The organism is Asaia prunellae JCM 25354 (genome assembly GCF_000613885.1).
In the GTDB taxonomy this organism is placed as follows: Bacteria; Pseudomonadota; Alphaproteobacteria; order Acetobacterales; family Acetobacteraceae; genus Asaia; species Asaia prunellae.
In genome coordinates, this window is record NZ_BAJV01000009.1 from 94037 (window position 1) to 119069 (window position 25033).

21 protein-coding genes and 5 pseudogenes are annotated in these 25033 nt (G+C 55.8%); 15 read left to right on the forward strand and 11 right to left on the reverse strand.

Annotation, left to right across the window (positions count from 1 at the left end; translation table 11 throughout):
- Window positions 1-167: 167 nt before the first annotated feature.
- From JCM25354_RS09065 to JCM25354_RS09080, 4 genes and pseudogenes are all read left to right on the forward strand, one after another.
- Window positions 168-860 carry a tetratricopeptide repeat protein gene (locus tag JCM25354_RS09065; RefSeq protein ID WP_025885773.1) on the forward strand — a complete coding sequence of 231 codons (693 nt, stop codon included), beginning with the start codon at window positions 168-170 and terminating at the stop codon, window positions 858-860.
- Window positions 860-2251, forward strand: coding sequence for a PQQ-binding-like beta-propeller repeat protein (locus JCM25354_RS09070; protein ID WP_051537326.1), 1392 nt, complete (start codon window positions 860-862; stop codon window positions 2249-2251). The genes JCM25354_RS09065 and JCM25354_RS09070 overlap by 1 nt, the downstream gene beginning before the upstream one ends.
- Window positions 2252-2254: 3 nt before the next feature.
- Window positions 2255-3659: pseudogene (gene der / locus JCM25354_RS17875) on the forward strand (ribosome biogenesis GTPase Der).
- Window positions 3656-4249: a cysteine hydrolase family protein gene (locus tag JCM25354_RS09080; protein ID WP_025885775.1), complete on the forward strand. Its 594-nt coding sequence runs from the start codon at window positions 3656-3658 to the stop codon at window positions 4247-4249. The pseudogene der and the gene JCM25354_RS09080 overlap by 4 nt, the downstream one beginning before the upstream one ends.
- Window positions 4250-4287: 38 nt before the next feature.
- On the opposite strand, the gene JCM25354_RS09085 is transcribed toward JCM25354_RS09080, so the two are convergent.
- Together JCM25354_RS09085 and JCM25354_RS09090 are read right to left on the reverse strand one after the other, a co-directional pair.
- The gene (locus tag JCM25354_RS09085) at window positions 4288-4992 is read right to left on the reverse strand and encodes a YitT family protein (protein WP_025885776.1); all 705 of its coding nucleotides are present in this window, start codon (window positions 4990-4992) and stop codon (window positions 4288-4290) included.
- Window positions 4993-5222: 230 nt separating this feature from the next.
- Entirely contained in the window at window positions 5223-6872 is a 1650-nt protein-coding gene (locus JCM25354_RS09090; protein WP_025885777.1) for an alpha-keto acid decarboxylase family protein, read from the reverse strand.
- A gap of 96 nt (window positions 6873-6968) precedes the next feature.
- On the opposite strand from JCM25354_RS09090, the gene JCM25354_RS09095 reads away from it, so the two are divergent.
- From JCM25354_RS09095 to JCM25354_RS17880, 3 genes are all read left to right on the forward strand, one after another.
- Entirely contained in the window at window positions 6969-7733 is a 765-nt protein-coding gene (locus JCM25354_RS09095; RefSeq protein ID WP_025885778.1) for a LysR family transcriptional regulator, read from the forward strand.
- Entirely contained in the window at window positions 7730-7897 is a 168-nt protein-coding gene (locus tag JCM25354_RS21370) for a hypothetical protein (protein WP_159103473.1), read from the forward strand. Before JCM25354_RS09095 ends, JCM25354_RS21370 begins: the two co-directional genes overlap by 4 nt.
- Window positions 7898-8011: 114 nt before the next feature.
- Window positions 8012-8368 (forward strand): MmcQ/YjbR family DNA-binding protein, encoded by a 357-nt coding sequence (locus tag JCM25354_RS17880; protein ID WP_035447190.1) that lies wholly within the window; start codon window positions 8012-8014, stop codon window positions 8366-8368.
- A gap of 62 nt (window positions 8369-8430) precedes the next feature.
- On the opposite strand, the gene JCM25354_RS09110 is transcribed toward JCM25354_RS17880, so the two are convergent.
- Both JCM25354_RS09110 and JCM25354_RS21375 read right to left on the reverse strand, forming a co-directional pair.
- Window positions 8431-9771, reverse strand: coding sequence for a GntT/GntP/DsdX family permease (locus tag JCM25354_RS09110; RefSeq protein WP_025885781.1), 1341 nt, complete (start codon window positions 9769-9771; stop codon window positions 8431-8433).
- A 58-nt stretch (window positions 9772-9829) separates the two neighbouring features.
- Window positions 9830-9985: a hypothetical protein gene (locus JCM25354_RS21375; RefSeq protein ID WP_159103474.1), complete on the reverse strand. Its 156-nt coding sequence runs from the start codon at window positions 9983-9985 to the stop codon at window positions 9830-9832.
- 96 nt (window positions 9986-10081) lie between these two features.
- Between JCM25354_RS21375 and JCM25354_RS09115 the strand changes: the two genes are divergently transcribed.
- From JCM25354_RS09115 to JCM25354_RS09130, 4 genes and pseudogenes are all read left to right on the forward strand, one after another.
- Window positions 10082-10831, forward strand: coding sequence for a dienelactone hydrolase family protein (locus tag JCM25354_RS09115; RefSeq protein ID WP_025885782.1), 750 nt, complete (start codon window positions 10082-10084; stop codon window positions 10829-10831).
- A 2-nt stretch (window positions 10832-10833) separates the two neighbouring features.
- A pseudogene (locus JCM25354_RS17885) lies at window positions 10834-12209 on the forward strand (MFS transporter).
- An 83-nt stretch (window positions 12210-12292) separates the two neighbouring features.
- Window positions 12293-12817, forward strand: coding sequence for an HD domain-containing protein (locus JCM25354_RS09125; protein ID WP_025885783.1), 525 nt, complete (start codon window positions 12293-12295; stop codon window positions 12815-12817).
- Between the two features lie 152 nt (window positions 12818-12969).
- A complete protein-coding gene (locus JCM25354_RS09130; protein WP_025885784.1) occupies window positions 12970-13428 on the forward strand; it encodes a DIP1984 family protein in 459 nt (152 codons plus the stop codon).
- A gap of 178 nt (window positions 13429-13606) precedes the next feature.
- Here the strand turns inward: JCM25354_RS09130 and JCM25354_RS17890 are convergent, their stop codons facing one another.
- Together JCM25354_RS17890 and ubiA are read right to left on the reverse strand one after the other, a co-directional pair.
- A complete protein-coding gene (locus tag JCM25354_RS17890) occupies window positions 13607-14377 on the reverse strand; it encodes a class I SAM-dependent methyltransferase (RefSeq protein ID WP_408734986.1) in 771 nt (256 codons plus the stop codon).
- Window positions 14374-15323 (reverse strand): annotated as a pseudogene (gene ubiA / locus JCM25354_RS17895) (4-hydroxybenzoate octaprenyltransferase). The gene JCM25354_RS17890 and the pseudogene ubiA overlap by 4 nt, the downstream one beginning before the upstream one ends.
- Before the next feature lie 45 nt (window positions 15324-15368).
- On the opposite strand from ubiA, the gene JCM25354_RS09145 reads away from it, so the two are divergent.
- The 3 genes and pseudogenes from JCM25354_RS09145 (at window position 15369) to JCM25354_RS21685 (ending at window position 18156) form a co-directional block, all read left to right on the forward strand.
- A complete protein-coding gene (locus tag JCM25354_RS09145) occupies window positions 15369-16085 on the forward strand; it encodes a 16S rRNA (uracil(1498)-N(3))-methyltransferase (RefSeq protein ID WP_025885785.1) in 717 nt (238 codons plus the stop codon).
- A 55-nt stretch (window positions 16086-16140) separates the two neighbouring features.
- Window positions 16141-17522: pseudogene (locus JCM25354_RS17900) on the forward strand (glutamate--cysteine ligase).
- 10 nt (window positions 17523-17532) lie between these two features.
- Entirely contained in the window at window positions 17533-18156 is a 624-nt protein-coding gene (locus JCM25354_RS21685; protein WP_199899937.1) for a LolA family protein, read from the forward strand.
- Window positions 18157-18174: 18 nt separating this feature from the next.
- On the opposite strand, the gene rsmI is transcribed toward JCM25354_RS21685, so the two are convergent.
- Window positions 18175-19119 carry a 16S rRNA (cytidine(1402)-2'-O)-methyltransferase gene (gene rsmI / locus JCM25354_RS09155; protein WP_199899936.1) on the reverse strand — a complete coding sequence of 315 codons (945 nt, stop codon included), beginning with the start codon at window positions 19117-19119 and terminating at the stop codon, window positions 18175-18177.
- Here rsmI and JCM25354_RS09160 point away from each other — a divergent pair.
- Complete coding sequence (locus tag JCM25354_RS09160; RefSeq protein WP_084294702.1) at window positions 19104-20480, forward strand: penicillin-binding protein activator; 1377 nt, start codon at window positions 19104-19106, stop codon at window positions 20478-20480. The genes rsmI and JCM25354_RS09160 overlap by 16 nt on opposite strands.
- Window positions 20481-20549: 69 nt before the next feature.
- On the opposite strand, the gene JCM25354_RS09165 is transcribed toward JCM25354_RS09160, so the two are convergent.
- The 4 genes and pseudogenes from JCM25354_RS09165 to JCM25354_RS09180 all read right to left on the reverse strand — a co-directional run bounded on the left by JCM25354_RS09165 (window position 20550) and on the right by JCM25354_RS09180 (window position 24971).
- Window positions 20550-20912, reverse strand: coding sequence for a hypothetical protein (locus JCM25354_RS09165; RefSeq protein WP_025885789.1), 363 nt, complete (start codon window positions 20910-20912; stop codon window positions 20550-20552).
- Between the two features lie 186 nt (window positions 20913-21098).
- The gene (locus JCM25354_RS09170) at window positions 21099-22022 is read right to left on the reverse strand and encodes an LpxL/LpxP family acyltransferase (protein ID WP_025885790.1); all 924 of its coding nucleotides are present in this window, start codon (window positions 22020-22022) and stop codon (window positions 21099-21101) included.
- Between the two features lie 9 nt (window positions 22023-22031).
- Window positions 22032-23016 (reverse strand): annotated as a pseudogene (lpxK, locus tag JCM25354_RS17905) (tetraacyldisaccharide 4'-kinase).
- On the reverse strand, window positions 23013-24971 hold the full coding sequence (locus JCM25354_RS09180; RefSeq protein ID WP_025885791.1) for a glycosyltransferase N-terminal domain-containing protein: 1959 nt from the start codon (window positions 24969-24971) through the stop codon (window positions 23013-23015). Before JCM25354_RS09180 ends, lpxK begins: the two are co-directional and overlap by 4 nt.
- Between the last annotated feature and the right edge of the window lie 62 nt (window positions 24972-25033).

Here is a 25033-nt window from a genome sequence, read left to right on the forward strand (position 1 = left end):
CATATCGGGTCTCGTCGCATTGAATGGATTTCTCCGGCAGAAAAAGTTCTCTGTGACGCCGGGTTGTGGCCGAAATTTGACCGATGCGGCATCAAAATGACAAAGCGATTTGCCGCATTGTCGCAGCGTCTGTATGCTTGCAGGGATAGTGTCGCAAGAGGATCACGGTGGCAGACGAGTTTTTCAGTCAGGCCCAGGCGGAAATGCGTGCAGCAGAGCTGCGTGCAACTGCCCGGCGTTTCGGAGGTGTGGCGATCGGTGTGGCCGTGATCGCCTTGATTGGCGTTGGTGGATGGCAATGGCAGATCCATCGTCATCATCAGGCGCAGGCCGAAGCTTCAGGGCGCTATTATAGGGCGATGGAGGCCCTTCAGGCTCCGCAGCCCGATGCAGCACTGAGAGCACAATCCGAAAAAGAGAATCAGGCCGTGCTGGCTGATCTTGCCTCAACGGCACCGGGGGCAACGCGCAGTTTCTCGGCCATCAGGCTTGCGCAGCTTATGGCCCAGAAAGGTGACATGGCAGGCGCAAGAAAAGCCTGGCAGGGCGTGATTGACACCGCGGATGTGAACCCGTCTCTCAAGGCGCTGGCGCGTCTTCTGCTCCTGAACAGTCATATCAACGACGCTGATGTAACCGAGACCCGCAAGCAGCTGGAGCTTCTGGCGGCCAGTTCCGGGCCATGGCGTGCCTTTGCCCAGGAGAGTCTTGTGGCGCTTGATCTGCGTGCCGATGCATCCCCCAAGCAGCATGATGAGGCTCATAGCCTCCTGCTGGGTCTGGCCCAGTCACCCGATGCGCCTGATGGTGTCAGGCAGCGCGCTTCCATCCTTCTTCAAACTTTCGGCGGAGCCGGCTGATGCCTATCGAAAACAAGAACGTGTTGCGTGAGCCGGGGCGCCGCTTTTTTCTCGGTTCCGCACTGGCCGGTACGGCTCTGCTCTCGGGGTGCGGAATCTTCAAGGATGATCCGAAGCCCGTTCTGGCGGGCAAGCGCTATGATGTCCTCTCTACCGGTGCCGGTCTGGTGATCGATGAAGAAGATCATACCCCGATCGTTCTTCCCCCCGCACAGGCCACGCCCAGCTATCCTGTGGTCGGTCGTGTACCTGATCATATCGGGGTCAACACGAACTGGGCCGGACCCAATCTTGCCTGGTCACGCTCGATTGGCCATGGCATCTCCGAACCGGCTTTTCTCCATTTTGCAGCGCTTGGTCCGAATGGGCGCGGTGCCATCCAGTCCCCTCCCGTGATCGATGCGGGACGCATTTACACCCGTGACGGTGTCGGTACGGTCCGTGCCTGGACCTGGCCGGACATGAAGCCGCTCTGGACATTCATTCCCAAGGGAAGCAAGTCGCGGTCCAGCGATATTGGCGGTGGTCTCGGTGTATCCGGAGAGACGCTGTATATTGTCGATGGTGTCGGGCAGGTGATTGCCGTCGCGAGTGAAACCGGCAAGGTCAAATGGCGTGCCGAGACGGTTGTTCCCGGACGATCCGCACCGACCATCGTCGATGGACGCGTGTTTTTTGGTACGATCGACGAACGCCTTATCGCGCTCAATGCGGAGACCGGTGAACAGATATGGACGTATCAGGCGACAGAAGCCGATACGGTCATATTCGGCCAGGCTGCACCTGCTGTGGCCAATGGTGTGGTTGTAGCCGGGTTTGGCAGTGGTGACCTCGTGGCATTGCGTGCCGAATCGGGTGAACTGGTCTGGAGTGACTCTCTGGGCGGCTCCAATGGTCGTGGTGCGATGCTTGATCTCGCCTGTGTGCGTGGAGCCCCTGTCATCAAGGATGGCACAGCTTATGCTGTCTCTCTGTCCAAGGTGCTGGTTGCCATAGACATGCGTTCCGGTCGCCGTCTCTGGGAGCGTGAAGCCAGCGGGCAGAACATGCCTCTGATTGTTGGTGACTGGCTCTACGTGATTTCATCTGACCAGCAGCTTGCCTGTCTGGATCGTCTCTCGGGCCATGTGCGCTGGATTCACAATCTGCGTCGCTTCAAGAACGAGACCAAGCAGAAATATGCAGTAACCTGGCTTGGTCCGGTCATGGGCGATGGCAAGCTGGTATGCGTTTCCTCACTTGAAGAGACGGGCCTGCAGGTGGTGGATGCCGTGACCGGCAAGGCTCAAAATCCGCTAAAGACAAAGACACCAACTCTGGTTGAACCCATCATCTGTGACGGCAAGGTTCTTGTGCTGTCCACAGATGGCAATCTGAACGCATATGGCTAATCTGTGACTGACTCTCTCTCTCTTCCGCTCGTCGTTATTGCCGGGCGTCCCAATGTCGGTAAATCGACTCTCTTCAACCGGCTGGTAGGGCGTCGTCAGGCCATTGTGTCTGACATGCCGGGCGTAACGCGCGATCGGAAGGAGGGGGAAGCGCTTCTACGCGGGCGCAAGGTCCGGCTGATCGATACGGCGGGTCTTGAAGAAGCGGCGCCAGACACCCTCTACGGACGTATGCGCGCCTCATCTGAATCAGCTGTAGCGCAGGCGGATCTTGTGCTGTTCTGTATCGATGCGCGTGCAGGCGTGACGCCGGCTGACAAGCATTTTGCTGCTTGGCTGCGCAAGCAGAACAAGCCGGTGCTGCTTCTGGCCAACAAGGCAGAAGGTACAGCGGCTACCAATGAGGTGATCGAGGCCTATTCTCTTGGTCTTGGTACTCCTCTCGCGCTCTCAGCAGAACACGGAGAGGGCATTGCCCATCTTATGGGCGAGATTGCAGATCGTCTTCCCGAGGGTGAGCGCGTACGCATCAAGACCCGCTCACGCTCGAAACCTGCAGACGAAGAGAGTGAAGAGCTGGAAGAGCGCCCTGCCGGGCCGCTGCGTCTTGCTATTGTCGCCGGCCGAACGCAGGAAAATCCACGCTTCTCAATTGTCTGCTTGGCGAAGAGCGTATGATTACAGGGCCAGAGCCCGGCTTGACGCGTGATTCGATTTCGGTCTCCCTTCACGATGAAGTTGGCCCCATTCAGCTTGTCGATACGGCGGGTTTGCGACGCAAGGCCCGTATCGAGCAGGACCTCGAACGGATGTCGGTCTCGGCTTCTATCGAGCGCTGAAAATGGCCGAAGTGGTCGTTCTGACGCTTGATGCGACGCTTGGTGTGCACGAGCAGGATCTTCAGATCGCCCGGCTGATCGAACGTGAAGGTCGCGCCTGTGTTCTGGCGTTGAATAAATGGGACGCGGTCGAGGACCGTGCTGTTACCCGTCAGGCTATTGCCGATCGCATCGAGACATCGCTCGCTCAGATGCGCGGTATTCCGGTCGTGACCTTCTCGGCACTGACTGGGGCAGGGGTTAACAAGCTGCTTCCTGCCGTACGTCGTGCGCACGAGGTATGGAACAGTCGCGTAACGACAGGTGAGCTCAATCGCTGGTTCGAGGGCGCTCTCGAACGTCATCAGCCGCCACTGGTTGATGGTCGTCGTCTCAAGCTGCGATATATGACACAGGCCAAGTCGCGCCCGCCCACCTTCATTCTGTTTGGTACGCGTGCCGAAATGCTGCCGGATGCCTATAAACGGTATCTGGTAAACGGATTGCGGGAGACGTTCCATTTGCCAGGCACGCCTATCCGTTTGCAGCTGCGTGGTACCAAAAATCCTTACGCCGAGAATAAATCATGAGTCAGACGGCGCTTGTCCTGATCGAGTACCAGAACGATTTTCTCTCCGAAGGGGGTGCCCTGCATGAGGGTGTGCGCGCCGAGCTGACGCGCACGAACATGCTTGCGCATACCAAGGATCTTGTGGCCGAGGCACGCAAGAAAGGGGTCAGGATCGTTTGGGTGCCCATCGAATTTGCGCCGGGTTATCCCGAACTGGCCACAGAATCCTATGGTATTCTGGCCGGTGTGAAAGCGACCAATGCGTTCCGGATCGGAAGCTGGGGTGCACAGATCGTTGACAGCCTTGCGCCGCATGAAAGTGATATCGTGATTGCAGGCAAGCGGGGGCTTTGCGGTTTTGCCAGCACCAATCTGGATTTTGTACTCAGGCAAAACGGCATTTCACGTATCGCGCTTGGTGGACTTCTGACTGATTGCTGTGTGGAGTCCACTATGCGCAGCGCCTATGAGCGTGGCTATATCGTGCAGACCCTCACTGATTGCACGGCGACACTCTCTCAGGCTCAGCATGAAGCGGCCATTGCTTTCACATACCCGATGTTTTCGCATCCGGTGACGTCTCGCGCTTTCCTCGACAGTCTTCTGTGAGCAGTGATATGGAGAGGGCGGTAACTCCTCTCCAGAATTCAATGTCCGATATAACGCCCGGGACGATGATAGGCGATCAGGATTCCACTGGTAGCCGCAGCGCTCAGAAGCGAGAGCATGATTTTATGTGCAGGTAAAAACAGGGCTGAAACTGCCATGATCACGATATCGATCGAGATCTGGACATGTCCAGCGTTGATGCCGCGTGTTTTCTGTAGCCACAATGTCACAATTCCTGTGCCACCAACTCCAGCTTGATGTCGGGCCAGACACAGGATTCCCAGTCCGATAATCGTTCCGGCGAACAGTGAAGCGAAAAGCGGATCGATCTGCGATACCGTGATAACGCGCGGCATCAGCCCGGCAAAAAACGTGACCCCGCAACTTGCAATCATCGTCTTGATGGCAAAAGCAGGGCTCATGGCCCGCAGGGCAAAAGCCAGAAAAGGGATATTGATGAGTGTAAACAGTATACCGGGGCCAACCGGGACAAGGTAGGACAGCAAGAGCGCAATACCGGCCATCCCGCCCGTCACCAAACCAGCCTTGTGCAGGCAGACCAGCCCCATGACGATCAGCGAGCAGCCAATCAGAAAGGCATATACGTCTTCAGCGATACTATGGCGCAGCCCCGGCGCGTAAGGTGTTTCTGCGTCTTGAGTTTTGATGGTTGCTTCCTGATCAGCGGAAATGCTGTTTGTTGCTGTTCCAGAACCTGTGAATACCGCGCAGGTGGGAGTCATGTTGAGTGCTGTCCGGGTGAGAGATGTTGGTAGTATTGTTCGAAATGAAACGCTCGGTGGGGATACAACAAGCCTGCTGAACGGATAGATGACGGTCCGTCCTGGTATCGGCCCTGCCTTACATGGCCCTGCTAGCATAGGCGAGTGTTAAGTGGCTTGGTGCACTACAGGGCCGGGGTTCGAGGGGGTAATGTCCGTGGCAGGAACCCGATCAGGAGACGGGGAAGCAGTCAGCTGTCATAAAGTGTGTTTATCGCGCCGTGGAGCGCCATTGCGACCGGTGCCGCATCATAGCGTCCCATTTTGACTTCGATGAAATGCGCCCTGTCAGTCTCTGTATTGCAGGCTGACAAAGCAGCAAGAAGTTCATCGCGTGTCCTGACAGAGCTGACAGCCCAGTCGTCACAACCAAATGCCTCAGGGAGCAGGGCGTACCGCCATTGTGCCAGGTCGTTGTAATAGGTTTCCCCATCCTTGCAGAGCAGGCGTTCGATCAGATAGCCGCCATTATTGATGATTATGACAACCGGCTTGCACTCGAAGCGGGCGAACTGGCTCAGTTCCTGCGTTGTCAGCTGATGTGAGCCTTCACCGGTAACAAGTACGACGCGTCTCTCCGGCTGAGCCATGGCCATGCCAAAAGCGGCAGGCGTCGCCCAGCCTATCGAGCCCCACAGCGTCTGATTATGATAGGCACAGCCATCGGGCAGGCGAATTTCTGCCAGCCCCATTGAGGCATTGCCTGTCTCGGCGGCGACGATATCGCTGGGCCGGAGTATCGTCTGAATATCCTGGTAGAGTGTCTTGGAAGAAAGAGCAGCATCTTCTGAGGCGTGAGCAGGTGTCTGTTTTGGAATTTTCCCCTCAAAAAAGGGCAGACTTGTGCAAGCGCCAACAAGACCATTAAGGATCGCGGATATAGATACGTTATCGATCCGTTCACTCCCGATCGTGACATAATCCGGCATAATGGTAATCAGTCGCTCTTCTGCAATACGAGCTGTAAAAGCGCCTGTATTGAAGTCAGAAAACTGGACTCCGATGCCAAGGATTACATCGCTGGCTTCAACGAAGGCTGCGACGTTTTCATGCAGTAAATGGCCATAGTAAAGACCCAGATAGCGCGATGAGGATTCCAGGGCCATTCCCTTGTCGGCAAACATCGTTGCATGCGGCAGACCGGATCTCGCAATGAATTCACGCGCTTTGTCGAGTACGCCAAAGCGGTCGCACAGAATGCCAGGCAGCACACAACTCTGGGCGCTCATGCGCAGTTTCTCTATAATCCGGGCTACGACATCATCAATTCCGGCGGTGTCGGATGCCGATGCCGGGTCGGGAGCGGTAGACGTCGCGTGAACGGGAGCATTTGCATGGTCCGATGGCACACCGAAATAAATCGGGCGACGGTGCGATTTTAACGCTGATAAAGCTTTTTGAACTTCGTCGACACAATTTTCAGGGGTGAGAATTGTTCTGGCGCACGTGAAGGCGGCACAGGCATCATAAAAGGCCATGAATGACCCGTTGCCAAGCGAGTGATGCACGAGGCGGTTCGACTTCATAACTGTCGAGGCTGGCATACCGACGATATGGATAATCGGCAGATGCTCGGCGAAAGCCCCGGCAATTCCATTGATGGCACTGAGCTCACCAACACCATAAGTGGTACTGAGCGCTGCTATGCCTTTTATGCGGGCATAGCCATCTGCGCTATATGCAGCGTTGAGTTCGTTACAGCTGCCGACCCACGTCATATCGTTGCGCGCACAGACCGCATCTTCAACCGGGAAAGCATAATCGCCCGCGACGCCAAAGATATGGCGTATGCCGAGGGCAGCGATTTGATCCAGGAGATGCTCAATGACGGTCGCACTCATTTCAGGAACCTTCCATCGTTCGGATGGCCGTTTTGTATTCCCGTTTGGCATCATAAGATAATATGATCTTGTGATGCACAAGATAGGTGAAAGATTATGATGCCACCGCAAATTACCTTTCGCGAACTCACCCATTTTCTGACCGTCATCTGTCAGGGAGGGTTCATCAAGGCAAGCGAGGCGCTCAATATCAGCCAGCCTTCGATCAGTCAGAGTATTCAGGCGCTTGAAGCCAAGCTCGGAACAACACTGATCATACGCAGCAAGAAAGCGGTCATGCTGACGGAGAAAGGTGAAATTCTGCGGCGCTATGCCGAACGTACCTTGCGTGAAGAGCTTGCCCTGCGTGAGATGCTGTCTGCAGAGAAAAAGACCCTGGAAGGTCCTTTGCGTGTGACTGTGCCACCCGCGATCTCCTCGATCTGCTTTCCTGCGATTATTGAAAGTTTCTGCAGCCAGTATCCCGCCGTGATGCTGGAAATTGATGAATGCCCGTCAGACAGGCTGATACCGAGACTGCGTGGAGGTCAGACAGAAATTGCTGCACTGATCCTGCCCATAAGTGAGAGAGATCTGCAGCTTTATCCCCTCGGTCGCGATCACCTCTGCCTCGTTGTACCTGATCAGCATCGTCTTGGTGCCCAGAAGAGCTGTTGTCTTGCTGATATTCTTCAAGAGCGTGTTGTGCTGCTGAAAGAAGATTTCAAGATCAACAGCTTCGTTTTGCAGGCTTATGCCGAGCATGGTGCCGTTCCGAAAGCTGCAGGACGAACGGGAGATATTTACCTTTTAATGGCTATGGTGCGTGCCGGGATAGGGTTGGGTATTGCTCCGTCAGCATTATGCGTGGGGAATGGATGAAAGGTCTTAATGTACTCCATCTCCTCTCCCCGACCATTGGTTTCGAGCTGGCGCTGGCAACACGTCGAGATCGTGTGCTGTCTCCGGCGGGTGAAGCCTGGCGTTCGGTCTGTCTTGATCATTTTGCACAATCAGTACTTCGAGAGGGTCGTCTGGTAGAATAGAAAAGATATTTTCAGGAATTGGAAAATAATTTCAACGACTTGAATTAATAAAAATATTTACTGATAAACAAAATTATAATAAACACAATATTACAATATAATAAGGACTCTGAAGTGACAAAGAGATCAGATATATTTTCTTATGCTAAGAAGAGATATGGCATAGATCCAGATTATCCATTCGAAAAGTATCCGAATTATGCAGTTCTCCGTCAATGTGAAAATGAAAAATGGTTTTGTCTCGTCATGAATGTTGACGGTACGAAACTTGGCCTTGAGGGCGGGAAGGAAATTGATGTGATTGATGTCAAATGTCCGCCCGCCCAACGGCATGACCTCTTGCGGTTACCAGGATACAAACCCGCCTATCATATGAACAAGGAGCATTGGATAACAGTTCTGCTTAACGGTGCGGTATCACAAGAAGACATATTTCAACTTATAGACCAGAGCTTTGAGCTTGTAAGATAAATACTCATACAGGATTTGGCATGCGCTAACAAAGTGTAGTGCATGCCATCATACGAGAATGTTCAGATGAATATTGATGCCAGAAGGCAGAAGCCAAGGCCTAGAAATGCGATCAGTGTTTCGATGACGCACCAGGTCTTGATTGTCTGTGGCACGGTGAGACCCAGATACTCCTTGATCTGCCAGAAACCTGCATCGTTCATCGGGCCGAAAGCAACAGAGCCGGCGCCGGTCACCAGGACCATGAGTTCCGGCGAGACGCCATGACTACGGAGAAGAATTGGTCCGGCAATACTCGAGGCCGTGCTCATGGCGACCGTGGCAGAGCCGCAGGCAACACGGACGATCACGGCAAGGAGCCATCCGAGTACGAGGATGGGTACGTTGAAGTTGAGCGCAGTGTCTGTGATGACCTTTGACACGCCGCTATCGACCAGCTCGCGTCCGAAACCGCCGCCTGCGCCTACAAGAAGCATGATGAGCGCGGTTGGTCCAAGGCACTCATTGGTGAATTTGAGGATCGTGTCACGTGAGAAGCCACGTGCAAGACCCAGCACGTAGAAGGACAGAATAACCGCCAGAACGAGAGCGATATCCGTATTGCCAATGAAATGGAGCGCGGAATTGAGTTTTGTTCCGGGGGGAGAGACGCGATCAGCAACAGAAGCGACCAGCATCAGGAATACGGGCGAAAGAATGGTGAACACGGTGATGCCAAACCCTGGCATGTTTTTGGGTGGTTCACGGTTGACGAATTGTTCTGCGAGCGGATTGGCTTCGGTCAGTGGAACGCGGGGAGCAATGAAACGGGCATAAAGAGGGCCTGCTATGATGGCGATAGGTGTGCCGATCAGGATACCCAGAAAGATCGTATGACCTGTGTTGGCATGATAGGCGGAGAGCGCCAGCAGCGTCGCCGGATGAGGCGGGATCATTGCATGGGTGACCGATAATGCGGCTCCCATTGGCAAGGCAACGCGCAGAAGCGGGGTCTCGGTGCGAGCCGCAAGAACAAAAGCCAGCGGGATCAGCAGGACGAAGCCGACCTCGAAAAAGACGGGCAGACCAATCAGAAGACCGATGACCATCATGGCCCAGTCGATACGCGAACGTCCTGCCCAGCCTGAAATGGTCAGGGCGATCCTGTCTGCACCTCCTGACTCTGCCAGCATCTTGCCCAGCATGGTGCCAAGCGCGATCACAGTGCCAACATGGCCCAGAACATGACCGGCGCCCTCTTCGAAGGATTTGACGACCTTGTCAGCAGGCATTCCGGCCGCGAGCGCCAGACCAAGCGATGTCGTGAAGAGGACGATAAAGGGGTTAAGCCTGAAATAGGCGATAAGGATAACGATCGCGAGGATCGCGGCGGTAGCGAGGGAAATGGCAAATAGCGCGGACATGGCGTGATCTCGGAACCGGAAACGAATTTCTGTCAACGTATTGCGACGGTTCCGATGTTCACATATTGACCAGTATTCTTACAAGCCGCGTCAGACCTCGATTATCGCTTTCGGGAATATGGATCGATCCAGCTCCTTCATGAAGGGTAATGCGAGTCGCTGTATCGTGCAGGCATGGCGTCCGGGCGTGAACCGGATTATGCACGAGGTTCATTTCGCTTCTGACGCCCGATCATCCTCTATCCGATCAGGCGATTCTGTCACCTCGGTGACGGGTTGACAGCGTCGGAGCCGCTCAGGGAGATCTGACATGCTGATTCGTACCGATGAGAAGGCGGATATCGACACACCAACCGGAAAGATGCGTGTTAATCTCTTTCGTCCTGCAAGAGCAGGGCGCTTTCCTGCCATTCTGCTTTTTTCGGAAATCTATCAGGTGACGGCACCAATAGAGCGCCTTGCTGCGATGATTGCCGGTCAGGGCTATCTGGTCGCTGTGCCTGAAGTCTATCACGAATATGAGGCAGCCGGTTGTGTGCTGGCCTATGACAAGCCGGGTACGGATCGGGGAAACGAGCTCAAATATACCAAGCCTGTAGGCCAGTTTGACAGCGACAATGTAGCACTGATCGACTGGTTGAGAGGGCACGAGGCATGTAGCGGCCGTTTTGGCGCCTTTGGTGTCTGCCTTGGAGGACATCTGGCCTTCCGTGCCGCGCTCAATCCGGCGGTCGAGGCTACCGCCTGCTTCTATGCGACCGATCTGCACACGGGAACGCTGGGCGGTGAACGCCATGACGGTACATTGTCTCGTGCTGAAGAAATACGTGGCGAGGTCATGATGGTCTGGGGCCGCCATGATCCACACGTACCTTATGAAGGGCGTCGTCAGATACGGGATACTCTCGAGGAGGCTGCGGTGGCGCTTGAATGGCACGAAGTTGACGGCCAGCATGCCTTTCTGCGTGATGGTGCCCCCCGTTTCGACGCCGCATTGTTCCTGCAGGGCATGAACTGGACCAATACGCTTTTCCAGCGCGTTTTCATGGCCCAACCCTGAAGATGAGTACCGTGCAGCATGGAGAAGGTCTCTATGGCTGGGAGCGTGCCAAGGCAATGCTTGCGGTGGCGCTGGCTGTGCTGCTCTCGGTACTTGATTACGCTGTTGCCAATGTGGCTTTGCCCAGCATTGCCCATGATCTGCATGTTGCGTCCTCCCAGTCAATCTGGGTCATCAACGCCTATCAGCTTGCCTCGCTATCCATGCTGTTGCCACTTGCCTCAATCGGTGCGCGCATCGGCTTTGCGCGTATGTGCCGCTTGGGTATCGCAATCTTTCTGATAGCGTCGGTGCTCTGCGCCCTGTCTACCAGTCTGCTTGAACTGGCTCTGGCTCGCGCTTGCAGGGTATCGGGGGGGCGAGCATCATGAGCGTGGCGATCGCGCTCATACGTTTCATCTATCCCAGGGAAATTCTGGGGAAGGGGCTTGCCCTCAACGGATTGATCATCGGTATGGGCGTGGCGCTTGGTCCTACGGTTGGATCACTGGTTATGTCAGTGGCGAACTGGCCATGGATTTTCTGGATCAATGTTCCTCTTGGTGCTGTTGCGCTTGTCATGGCAAGCCTGGCATTGCCGGTTACACCGCGTTCCGAGCGATCGGTCGATCTGGCCGCAATCTGCCTGACAGTTGCTGCTTTCACTTTCACAGTGATCGGTATTGATGATTTCGTGCATGGCGGTCTGGTAAGTGCCGTTGCGCTTTCAGCCATTGGTGTTGTGTGCTGGATCGCGTTGCTGCGTCATCAGCGTGACAGCAGTGAGCCCGTTGTGCCGGTCGATCTGCTGGGTGTGCCCTCTTTTCTCATCGCGTTCATCGTGGGGATGACCGGTTTCGTCGCGTCCAACTTCTTCATCATTGCCATGCCGTTCACTCTCGAAACGGTATTTCATCGGCCGGTTACCGTGACGGGATTTCTGATCACGCCCTGGGCTGTGGGTGTGGCAATCATGTCTTTTCTCATCGGTCGCTGGACCGACCGGATCCCGGCAGCGTTGCTTTCCAGTCTTGGCCTTGCAGTTACCGGGTGCGGATTTGCCTTGCTCTGGATGTTGCCGAGCGACGCAAGCAATTTTGATATCATCTGGCGTACCTGGCTTGCCGGTTCCGGCTTTGGCATGTTCCAGCCACCCAATAACCGCGTCATGATGCTCGCTGCACCCCGTGGCAGGGAAGGGAGCGCAAGTGGTCTTGTTTCGGTGGCCCGTCTGGGTGGACAGACATTGGGTGCGCTTTTGGTGGCCAGCGTTTTCCGGTTCAGTACACATGCCTCTACGCTCTGTCTGCTTTGCGCCATGATCATTGCCTGGCTTGGAGCCGGACTGAGCCTTGGGCGAAGTTTCCGCCGCAGGCACAGATCCGGTTTGCATGGCTGAGAGACGTCCGATTTTCCCGATACAGGTTTATTGCCTTGGTAAGATCGGGGGATTCCGACTGTAGAAGGAGAAGTTTACGGGTTATGGACGATCTGGTTTGTCGCGCCAGGGTATTTGCAACAAGAGCTCATGGTGCCATCGGACAGAAACGAAAATATGACGGTCAGGAGTATATCGTTCATCCTGAAGCTGTTGCGTCGAGCGTTATGAATACAGGAGGCAGGCCTGAGGCTGTGGCAGCGGCATGGCTTCACGATGTCGTGGAAGACACTCCCGTCACCCTGAGTGAGATCGAGGCAGAATTCGGAACCGAGGTCGCATCTCTGGTTGAGATGCTAACCGATGTCAGTTGTCATGAAGATGGAAACCGGGCTGCCCGTAAAGCGATTGACCGCGCCCATTCGGCGCGTGCCAGCGCCGAAGGTCAGACGATCAAACTGGCAGATCTTCTGGATAACGCACGTTCGATCATTCGTCATGACAAGGGCTTTGCCAGGGTGTTCCTGCGCGAGGTGAAACAGCTCCTGCCATTCCTGGAGAAGGGCGATAGAAAAATTCGGCATGAGTTGATCGGGCTTCTCGAGACTTGGGAAAAATCACGTTCATGACTTGTTATGCTGACTCAAAACTGATTCCATGTAATAATTGCAAGGATTTATGGAATTATACTGTTTAATCAAGGAAATGTTTATCGCTGAACTACTTGTTTGCATGTATGAAACGAGCAGTCTGTAGCTCCCGATCGGAAAGGGAAGATAAAATGCTCCTTGCGGAAGCCCTGACGATGCGCTCCGATCTGGCCAAAAGGCTGGAACAACTAAAATTGCGTCTGACCAGGAATGCCAAGGTTCAGGAAGGGGATACGCCTTCTGAAGATCCAGTGCAGATGCTGGAAGAATACGATCGTAGCGCCGCTGAGCTGCAGTCGTTGATCACGCGTATCAATATGACCAATGCATCAGCCTGTATCGATGATGGTGTAACCATGACACAGGCTCTTGCCGAACGGGATATATTGCGTTTGCGCATCGCTACTTATCGCGATCTGGCCAAGGAGGCTACGATTACGTTATCGCGGACCACGAGGTCTGAAGTCCGTTTCTGCTCCACCATTTCAGTGTCAGAAATACAGAAACGGGTTGATGATTATTCCAGACAACTTCGGTTGCTGGAGGTCAGGATACAGAAACATAACTGGAGCATAAAAGTGAGTGCGTGACGCAGCTGGTACCAGGTAATCGAGAGCGAACACACCCCTCTCCGGTGGGGCAATGCCGGAATTTCAGGTCGGCCGCGGGGCGGCTGGAGCGGTTCGAATCCGCCAGGAACAGACAAGCCCAGCATCGTGACACGCGCACAATGCATCATGCACTTTTAACAACCACGTGTTGACTCGATTATGAGGGAGGGCGGGACAGGGGCCCGGATGGATAATGCCGGGTGGCTGCGTCATGGAGGAGACTGTTCAGGAAGCAGAGTGATGTCCTCTGGGATATAACTTCCTGATGTGAGAGGTATTCACCGTCACAAAGGCAGGACCCGATAGAGACGGGTTTCTCTTGCAGTCTTGCCTTCCAGTTCCATGGTGGTCGGCAGTGTTGCGCAGGCAAGGATCTCAATACCCTCTTTGGGAGCATAGGGGCGACCGGGATCGGCCATCCAGACTTCCATTTTCTCTGCGCATTTGCGTAACCATGGAATAATGCGGTCTGCCATCTGCTGATTGTAACAGACATCGCCACAAAGCAGCAGATCGACGTCCGGTTCCGAGCCGATCCGGTCGCCTCGATTGGTACAAGGGTCAGGTCATTCAGAGAGGCATTGAGTTGAGCGGCTTCCAGCGCGAGCTGATCAATGTCATTGATGAGTACTTCGCTTGCGCCTGCCTGTGCGCAGGCTAATCCGGCGAGACCGCCACCACAGGCGAAATCCAGTACGCGTTTGCCGCGAACCGTTTCAGGATGGTCGAGTATCCATCGAGCCAGAAGCTGACTGCCAGGCCATGCGAAGGCCCAGAACGGTGGTTCGATATTGAGTTCAGCAAGGTGCGTTTCGGTCGCTTGCCAGATAGGGGTGATTTCGGTGGCAAGATAGAGACGTAGCTCCGGTACCAGAGGTGCTGTTTCGATAATGGTCTGACTGGCTATGAAACAGGCAGGATTTTTCATGACAGGCCGCGTCCAAGGATGAACGCAAGAGCAAGGACCAGGCCGAAAGGCACATTCTGCCGGAACAGTCTGAGACAAAGTGCCGGATTGTGAATGTCCAGACGTGTGATCTGTGTCATCAGCAGAAGAGAAGCGATAATTGCGACGGGCCAGGCACTCCAGTGCAGATGACCGAACGCCATGGCGAAGGCAAAAAGCAGGACTGCCGCACCGTAACAGCTTGCGATGAACCCCCGTGCCTTTGAGGCCCAGAGGCGGGACGTGGAGCGCACGCCGATACGGGCATCGTCATCCATATCCTGAAACCCGTAGATTGTATCAAAGCCAAGCTGCCACAGATGGTGCCTGCATAGAGCAGGGCACAAATCCAGTCGACGCGACCCGCGCTCGCCGCATAACCCATGGGCGCGCCAAAGCCGAAGGTAAAACCCATGACGAGCTGCGGCCACCAGGTTACGCGCTTGGCTGCCGGGTAGAGGCCGACGAGCAGCAGGGCCAGAGGGGCAAGTAGCCAGCAGACAAGGGGCAACTGAAATAGCACAAATGCACCGATTGCCAGTAATGCGGCGAGAACGACAAGGGCCTGGTTTACCGACAGACGGCCGCTGGCGAGGGGACGCCCTGCAGTACGAGCTACCTGCGCATCTATCTTGCGGTCCCAGATATCATTGACGACGCAACCGGCAGAGCGCATTGCCAGAGACCCGATCGCGAAAAGTGCGATCAACCAGGCCCTATGCGTCGGTGTGGCACCCTGAGCCAGTTCAATTCCCCAGATACCGGGCAGGAGAAGCAGCCAGGTTCCGACCGGACGGTCCAGGCGTGCGAGCAGCACATATGGCCGCAGCCCTTCCGGCAGACGGGCAACCCAGCCATGAGCGCGTATATCAGTATGGGCTGCGGTCTGGCGCATCATCAAGGTCTCCGTGTCGTCATGACGGTTCATTGCGTCTATGAGTAGCGAACGTCAATCACGCATCCAGAGGGTTTCATGCAGGACGCGCCCCGGCTTTATCTCGATCTGCCGCTTTCGCCCGAGGGCGAAGGTGTTGTGCTCAATGCTGATCAGATGCGGTATCTGGCAACAGTGCTTCGCCTCCAGAATGGCGATATCCTGCATGTATTCAATGAAGAAGCCGGAGAATGGGAAGCGCAGCTGGAGATCCATCGCAAGGATCGGGGGCAGGCCGTGTTACGCACCCGGGTCAGGCCACCAGAAGAAACAAGTGGGCCAGTTCTTGTTTTTGCACCCCTCAAACGTGACGCGACAGATCTCGTCCTTCGCATGGGTACAGAGATGGGTGTTACGCGATTCTGTCCCGTCATAACGGAACGAACCAATACCCACAGGATCAACGCTGATCGTTTTCGTGCTATCGCGATTGAAGCGGCGGAACAGTGCGAACGGCTCGATATACCGCACATTGATCCTCTGAGATCTCTGACACAGCTACTGGACGAGTGGGATGACCAGATCCCGCTTTTTGCCGCTCTGGAACGACAGGAATGCCCAGACGTTGCACGCGTTGTGGGCAATCATGCGCTTCTTGTTGGGCCAGAGGGAGGGTTCTCAGAGTCTGAGCGTCGTCTTTTGAGCGCACAGAAAGCAATTATTCCGATTTCACTCGGAAAACGCATTCTTCGTGCTGATACTGCGGTTGTTGCAGGACTTGCCCGGTTGGCGTTTTACGTTTCGCAGTCCATATAGAACGAAACTATACAGTTTCGTTTTCCAGAAATCTCCTGAGGTTCCAGTAACGCCCATGTCCAATCCAGGTGACCTGAACGACACGCCAGTCGAAAGCAAGGCCCAGCTCGTCACGCTTCTTGCCGATGGTGCGAAGCCGCAAGCTTCCTGGCGTATCGGCACTGAGCATGAGAAATTCGGCTTCGTTCTGCCTGAAGATCGATCCGGACGTATCGCCTACAGCCCGCCCGCCTATACGCCAGAGGGAATTGAGGCCCTGTTGCAGGCACTCAAGGGCGATGGAAGCGACTGGGGGGCGATCGAGGACCGGGGTAACCTGATCGGATTGAAGGGGCAGGGTGCTCACAAGGGAGAATCAGTCTCGCTTGAACCGGCGGGCCAGTTCGAGCTTTCGGGTCGACCCGTAGCCGATCTGCATGAAACCAGAGCAGAGATGGACGGGCATTTCGCAGACCTGCGTGCACCAGCCCGGTCGCTCGGTCTGGGTTTTGCTCCATTGGGTTTTCAGCCTTTGTGGCCGCGTGATGCCATGCCCATCATGCCCAAAAGTCGCTACGCCATTATGCGTCGCTATATGCCCAAGGTCGGGGCGCTCGGCCTTGATATGATGACCCGCACCTGTACGGTTCAGGTCAATCTTGATTTCGGTTCTGAAGAGGATATGGCGCGCAAGATGCGTGTCTCACTGGCTCTGCAACCGCTCGCGACAGCTCTTTTTGCCAATTCACCGTTCTATGAGGGTAGACCCAACGGGCTTTTGTCCAATCGCGCCCATGTCTGGACCGATACCGATAATGCACGTTCCGGAATGCCTGAATGCTGCTTTGAAGAAGATTTCGGTTTCGAACATTACATCGACTGGGTGCTTGATGTGCCTATGTATTTTGTCATGCGTGATGGTGAGATACGTGATGTGGCGGGAGCATCTTTCCGTGACTGGATGGCCGGCAAGCCGCAAGCCGCCCTTGCTGGACTCACGCCGACCATGGGTGATTTCGAAGACCATCTGACGACGGCTTTTCCTGATGTCAGGCTCAAGCAGTTTCTGGAAATGCGTGGTGCCGATGCAGGCAGTCCGGCGATGATGCTGGCACAATCCGCACTCTGGGTCGGCCTGCTATATGATCCGGCAACCCTTGTTGCGGCGGAAGCGCTCGTGCGTGAGCAGGATTGGGCAAGTTATCGAGCCCTGCGAGGAGATGTCCCTGAAAAAGGCATGAATGCAGATTTTCCGGGAGGATTACGCGCTTTGGCAAAACGCGTGATCGCTCTGGCGGAACAAGGGCTGCGTGCGCGCGATCTTGGTGAGGAAAAATATCTGGCGCCATTGATGGCCATTGCCGACGGCGCAAAGACGCAGGCCGAGCACTGGCTTGAGCGCTATCATGGAGACTGGCAGGGTGACGTGCGTTTATTTTCAACGAAGCGGCTATCTGACGGATCTGCCATGACATTGCGCCCTGTCTGTCTGCTTGCCGGTCTGATCGGCTTCTCTCTTGCACCGATGCCCGTTATGGCCCAGGCTAGACCCGTCGCAATGCGGCCAGCCGATGCTGGCTGGATCGCCCGGGTGCAGGATGCCCTGAATAACATCCATGCCATCAAGGCTCGCTTTCAGCAGATTGCCCCCGATGGTGGTCGTTCGACCGGTACGGCATGGCTTGATCGCCCTGGACGTATGCGTTTCGATTATGACAAACCCAGCCCGTTGCTGCTTGTCGCCAATCAAGGACAGATTGTCTATCAGGATCGCGAGCTGGGACAGGTGACGACCTTGCCTCTGGATCGTACGCCTCTTGGGTTGTTGCTACGCCCTGATCTGCGTCTCTCTGGTGATGTGACTGTGACGGGATTTCAGCACGACCGCGGGCTTGTGCAAGTCACGCTTGTACGTACGGCAAGCCCTGCGGAAGGTAGTCTTACTCTTATCTTTGCGGATTCACCCCTGACACTGCGTTCATGGGTCGTGAAAGACGCCCAGAGAAGGGAGACACAGATCGATCTGTTCGATGTATCGCCAGATCCGGCTCTGGCAGAGACACTTTTCACCCTGCCCAAGGAACAGGACTAGGCAATCGACGGACAGATATCATGCCTTGCCCAGCTCCAGAGCGCGTGCATAGACCACGCGTTTGGGCAGATTGACCGCTCCGGCAACAAGCGCAGCTGCGTCCTTGACTGAATGGGTCTGAAGGGCGGCAAGGAGACGGGAATCGAGATCATCCCCGGATGGTTTGTCACTGTCTCCTGATGGGCCAATGAGAATGGTAATTTCGCCACGTGGCGCAGTCTGGGTAAAATGGGTTTGCAATTCTGCCAGTGTGCCTCGTCTGATCTCTTCAAAGCGCTTGGTGAGCTCTCGTGCGACGGCGCCCTGACGATCAGCGCCGAATACGGCAATCAGATCTTCGATCATATCCAGCAAACGATGAGGGGCCTCGTACCAGATCAGCGTAGCGCTGAGCCCGGCCTGTTCAGCAGCGCGCAGAATGGAAAACTGGCTGCGTCGCGCCGCTGAACGAGGGGCGGCAAAACCGTTGAAGAGATAGGGATGCGGAGGGAGGCCCGACAACGTAAGTGCGAGCGTTGCGGCATTGGGTCCGGGTATGGCTCCGATACTTACATCTTCTGCAATGGCTGCACGTGCCAGACGAAACCCGGGGTCAGAGACCAGAGGCGTTCCGGCATCGGAAACGAGGGCCAGTCTTGCTCCGCCTTTCAAACGGTTCAGGAGACCGGGAATGCGTCCTTCTTCATTATGGTCATGCAGAATTAATGTCGGTGTGGAAATGTTATAGGCCTTGAGCAATTTTGCTGTTACCCGTGTATCCTCGCAGAGGATGAGTTCGGCAGCTTTGAGCGTTTCTATGGCGCGAACACTGATATCTCCCAGATTGCCGATGGGTGTTGCGACCAGAGTCAGGCTACCTGAGGAGAGGGTCGCAGAACCGCCGGAAGTGTCATAAGCATGGTCCGAACCCTCAAGGGTCGAATCGTCAACAGGAGTATGGGTGCAAGATGGTAAGTCGGACATTCGGTCCCCGTCAGCGCGTGGTTTCCTTCACATCGCTCAGGACGGCCTCTGCATGCAAGGTTTCCGCACTTGCCGGTGTCGCTCTGCTCGTTCTGAATGCCTGTAGTGGGCCGGAAACTCCCCCCCCAATCGGCCAGCCCGGTAGAGGAAATGCCCAGCAGGATACAACCAAGAAAATCGGCATGCTCCTGCCCTTGACCGGCCGTTTCAGCAAGCTGGGTCAGCAGATGGCGAATGCTGCCCATATTGCAGTCCCCGAGGGTCATGGCGTTACTCTCGATATCCGCGATACTGACGCTCAGGGTCAATCGGCGGATGGCGCAGCCCGTGCGGCTCTTGAACAGGGTGATATCGTCATCCTGGGACCGCTGACAGCAGCCCAGACGGCCTCGGTTGCTTCTGTGACACAACCGGCGAATATACCCGAATTTGCCTACACCAGTGATCAGGCTCAGGCCCAACCCGGCGTATGGGTCATGGGCGTGACGGTCGAACAGCAGATTACACGTCTTGTCGATGCCGCCACGCAGGAGGGACGCAAAACCTTTGCTGCTTTCCTGCCTGACAATGCTCTTGGCCGAGCCTTCGGTGATGCGCTTAACAAAGCCTGTTCCGACAAGGGGCTGACAGCACCCCAGATCGTCTTTCATACAGAGGCTCCCGAGTCGATCACCGGTGGGCTCAAGACCCTCGCCAATCTGCAATTCCGACAGGGACAGGTGGCACAGCAAACCGAAGCGGCCAAGCCCTCTGAACCTGATGCGGTCAATCCCCTTGGCGCCGAGACATCTGATCCCACGGCATCCGCACGGCCAGCAACGCCCCCGGCAACACCGGGCGGCGCGCCGGCTCAGGCTGCGACAGGACCGATTGCCTTGCCGCCACCACCATTCGATGCCCTGCTGCTTGGTGATACAGGCTTGCAGCTTGCAACGGTAATCAATGGGCTGAAACAGGCATCCATCGATTCGCATCAGACGCGTATCCTGGGTCCGGCGTTATGGAACGCCTTCGCAGCGAAGCTGGGCGCACTGCAGGGCGCCTGGTTCGCTGCACCGGATCCGATAGCACGCACGGACTTTGTTCAGCGTTATCGTAGCCGTTACGGTTATGCGCCTTCCGTGCTCGCAAATGTCGCGTATGACACGGCAACAATGGCCGCTGTGCTGAGCCAGCAGCCTGACGGTTTCTCGCAGAAATCTCTGCTCCGGCCGGACGGCTTTGCCGGGTCTGATGGTACCTTTGTACTCCAGCCCAACGGAAGCGTTGCGCGTGGACTGGCAGTATTCGAAATCCTGCCCGGAGGCGGCGTGAAAATGGCCTCCGCAGCCCCACGGAGACTGGCACGGGCAACACCATAAAAGGTAGCCCGGGAGTTCTTGCCCTGATCGCCCCTGATAAGGGGAGGGCGATCGGGATGGCAGGAGTATTCAGGCCGCTGCGATGGATTTCAGTGGCAGGACCGGACGTACCGTGTGCAGGGCGCGTTCAAGGCTGGCATAGACGCCTAGCTCATGTTCCCGAATATGATCGATCAGCACCCAGCGCATGCCCCGTGGCTTGATCATATAGGCTGGGTCGGCATTTTCCCGTACCCAGATAAGGATATGGGTCACCGTGTCGTCGCGTCCTTCGGTCTCAATGTCCGCGTCGCAAAGTCCCATGGCCAGACCGGCCTGCAACCATTGCGAGAGATACTCGCGATGGCGGGGAAGCACGTTGAAGCGCAGTGGAATCACATTGCTGAGAGGTGCTGGAGTTTCGTTCTTGGGAAACGGCAGCGTCTGGGCCATACGTTGCGTCCTCATTTCTGGTGCAACTCTGAGGCTAGACGGCAAAACCCGACGGTCTCAACGTATAATTGAATGCAGCGCACATTTTTTGTCATGAAGAATGGGCAGTGTTGCAAAAAAGCAATGGTTCGGATCGCCGGCGCGTAAATTTTCTTTTCGAAACCAATGCGGGTCTTTATTGCAGGACTATATCTTTCTCTTTTTATAGAATTCTTTGGGCCATCTTCGGTGCAGCCATAACCAGCACCCAGGTATTTCCCTGATCCAGCTTTCTATTTGATCGTTGAGTTTCTGTGTCAGGTGGTAAATTTCATCCTGTCTTCCGGCTGTCTGGTCAGGTATCAGTACCGGCCCCACCTCCAGATGCAGTCTGGCTGGACCCAGGCGGATGATTCGCCCCGTTACAATCGGACAGTCATATTTGACCGCAAAGCTTGCTGCTGCCGAAGCCGTCATGGCAGGCAGACCGAAAAAACGGCTTCTGATGCCGTCATTCATTTTCTGATCGCCCAGAATGCCCAGATGATGTCCCTGTGAGAGGTGGCGCAGGGCAAGGCGGGCGCCTTTTGCTCCTTTGGCAAACATGGGTACATCACACCCCATCGCTTTTGATCGAAGTCTGATGATCAGCCTGTCGATCAGCGTGTTGCCTGCAGCACGATAAAAGGAGGCAAAAGCCAGACCGTGACGCGCAACCAGCGGCGGAAGCATTTCCCAGTTACCGATGTGGCCGGAAAAGAAAATAACTGGTCGTTTTTCTTCAGCCAGTTTTGCAAGAACAGAAGCATTTTCGATACTCCAGCCTGGTCCTGATGAGGTGTCCTGTTTCAGGGAGGCCAGATGAGGAAATTCGGCCACGGTCCGGCCAAGATTGTCCCATACCTCAACAATGATCCGAGCACGTTCAGCTGGTGTCTTCAGGGGAAATGCAAGGGCAAGGTTGGCATCTGCCACATGTGAGACAGGCAGGAGCGGTCCTATCCTGCGGGCAACCCAGCCACCGAGGTCGGACGCTGTATCCGGTTTCAGAAGGGATAATCCGGCCAGAAGAGCGCGGGCCAGAAGATATTCGGCGTAATTCAGCAAGGAAACTTTGGATCTGTCGCTCATGACGCGGCTCTACACATTCGTCAGAAGCAGGTCCAGCAACAGTTCAGGAGCATCGGGATCAGACCAGAGAAGCTCGACATCGATGACAATGACATCCCTGCGCAACCAGTCCGGCAGTTTCACCCAATCTTTCCGGGTTGTTACCAGAACAGTGCCAGCCTGTCGGGAAAGGACAGAAAGACGACGCAGTCTCGCTCAGTATAGTCATGATGATCGTCGAAAGCGATCCTGCGTATAGGGGGGGCTCCGGCTTCTGCCAGCATGTCGAAGAACTTGGCAGGCCGTCCGATCCCTGCAAAGGCTATGATCTGCTTTCCCTGAAGCCGTCTGATTGCGGCTGAGGGAATCAGTTTCGCGGAGAGGTAAGGCAGTTCAGGTGCAGAAGCGTTACGACCTGCGTATCGTCGCGTCCTATAAGAATCACGGCATCGACCCGGCTCAAACCTCTGGTCGGCGATTCCCGAAGGGGGCCAGCAGGTAGTGTCTGGCCGTTACCCAGGCCAATTCCGCCATCCATTGTCACCAGTCTGAAGGTCTGTTTCAGGGTCGGGTTTTGCAGGCCATCATCCATGACCAGGCAGGTTGCGCCTGAATCGACAGCGCATTGAGCGGTTTTACTACGATCGGCACCGATCCAGACAGGAAATTCCTGTGCCAGCATGAAAGGCTCGTCTCCGACGTCGCGAGCGGTATGAATGGCGGTATCAACGCGCAACGGGCCATCGAGTCTTCCGCCATAGCCTCTGCTTAATATATGGGGATGCTCTCCCCGGTTCGCCAGGCGCTGCGCCAGATCGCGTACCAGTATGGTCTTGCCGGTGCCTCCGACGCTCAGATTGCCGCAGCATAGAACCGGCAAGGGAGAAATGACGGGCGTCGTACGAAAGGCGCGCAGACGGATTATGGCACCTACCAACCAGGAAAGGGGCAGAAGTGCCTTTGCCTGCCAGTTCGGCTTCTTGTCTTGCCAGAAACGGGGCGGCCCAAATTTCAGGTGCACAGCGTAGCGATCCGATCAAGGAGGGCCGAAGGTATAGCGCTCTGCGGCGCAATTCTTGCGTGGGCTTCTTCTGCTCTGACCTTCCAGGCCATCGGGTCACCTATCACTGTTTCGATCCACCCGGCCAGTTCCTCCTCTCCCGTTATAGTCGTTACGAGGCCATGAAGTTGCCGGAAAGCCTGACGGAAATTGTCGTGATGAGGTCCGGTGGCCAGGATGACATCGAGTCGGACCGGCTCGAACGGATTATGACCACCGCCAGGCGCGCGAAGCGAATTACCGATCAGTGCGCAGGTGCATAACCGATAGAACAATCCCAGCTCACCAAGTGTATCAGCAATCCAGAGCGTGTCTGCATCTTCTGGTATCTGACCGAGTGCCCGTCTTGGTGCCGGTGAAGCAGCAAGAGCGGCGATCTGGGCGCCGCGTATCGGGTGTCTGGGGACAATGATAGTGAGCAGGTCCGGAATTTTCCGACGGGCAAGGGCTGTCGCACCGAGAATGATTTCTTCCTCATCTTCATGAGTTGAGGCGGCAAGAAAGACAGGTCTGTTTCCTAGATGGGCTATCAGATTATCGAGTTCTGACTGATTGACCGGGGGCGCAGGAGCATTCTGTTTCAGATCGCCAAAACATCTGACGTCGCGCACGCCGAGCGCAGTGAAATGGCTGGCATCCTCCTCGCCACGGGCTGCGACAAAATCCAGTCGCTGGAAAAGAGGCGAGGTGAACCGTTTCATTTTCTGCCAGCGTTGCCACGAGCGTCTGGACAGACGTCCATTCAGGATACCCACGGGAATGGCCCGCCTCGTACAGGCAAGTATAAGGCCGGGCCAGAGTTCACTATCGGTCAGAAGCAACGCTGAAGGACGCCAGTGATCGAGAAAGCGTTTTGTCCAGAGAGGGACATCATAGGGAATAAACTGATGACTCAGGCGGTCTGCCAGAGTGCCTGACTGATCACGATAGGCAGCCATGATATCGGCACCACTGACAGTCGCGGAAGTGATCAGAAAATGATGTCCGGGATGGCGTTCGGCCAGAACCGGGATAAGAGGCAGGATCGAGTGCGTTTCGCCCACGCTGGCGGCGTGAAGCCATAGTATGGGGGCCTCAGGCCGAATGACTCGGGTACGTCCGCGTCGCTCGGGAAGACGATCCAGACGCTCCTTGCCACGTCGGAGGCGAATGAGCATCATGGCTCGCAACAGGGGTACAAGCGCAATGCCCATTATCATCCATAGACGATCGGCCAGACCTGCGCGCCCCAGGGAGAGGCAGGTTTCAGCGCGGGCAGAGAGTGTTTTCAGCCTCGCAGCAATGTCTTCTGCCAGCATCGGGGAATAGCAGCGCGCGCCGTAGAGCAGGTAGCCCCTGCCGAAGGGAAGTGGAACACGTAACCGGTCCCAGCTTGGCAGGGTGAACCCCGTGCAGGCGGCTCCGATCGGCACCAGCGGTTTGCCGGTCAGCCGCATCAGGGCTTCGATACCCGGTTGGACAGTCTCGGCCGGACCTCTCGGGCCGTCGGGCGTGATCATGAAGATCGCGCCGTTATTCAGTACAGTGCAGGCCTCGCGCAGAGCCCGGCTGCCGCCCTTGTTCTTGCCGTTGCGGTCACTTGACCCCTCGATACTGGCAATGTTCCATGGGGCGATGAGATCGCTGATAAAGCGACCATCACGGTTGCGGCTGATCATTACCGTTATGTCGAGATCCGGCTTGATACGATGTGCCCAGCGGCACATTGCGGGCAACATCAGAAGGGTGCGATGCCATGCCGCGGTGATACAGCCATCTTCTGTACGGTCGTCATTCTGCAGAAGGGCTGGGTAGGATTCGGGCGATCCCGTGATTGTCCAGCGCGTGGTGCGTATGGTCAGATCGACATAGGCACGCGCAAGAGCAAGAAGGGACCGGCTTGCTGCGTGCTTGAGGTTCAGGCGGCTCATGCGGCGTATAGAAGGAAAACACCCATACAGCGCCGGTAGCATGTCCGGCGTTGCATGGCAAA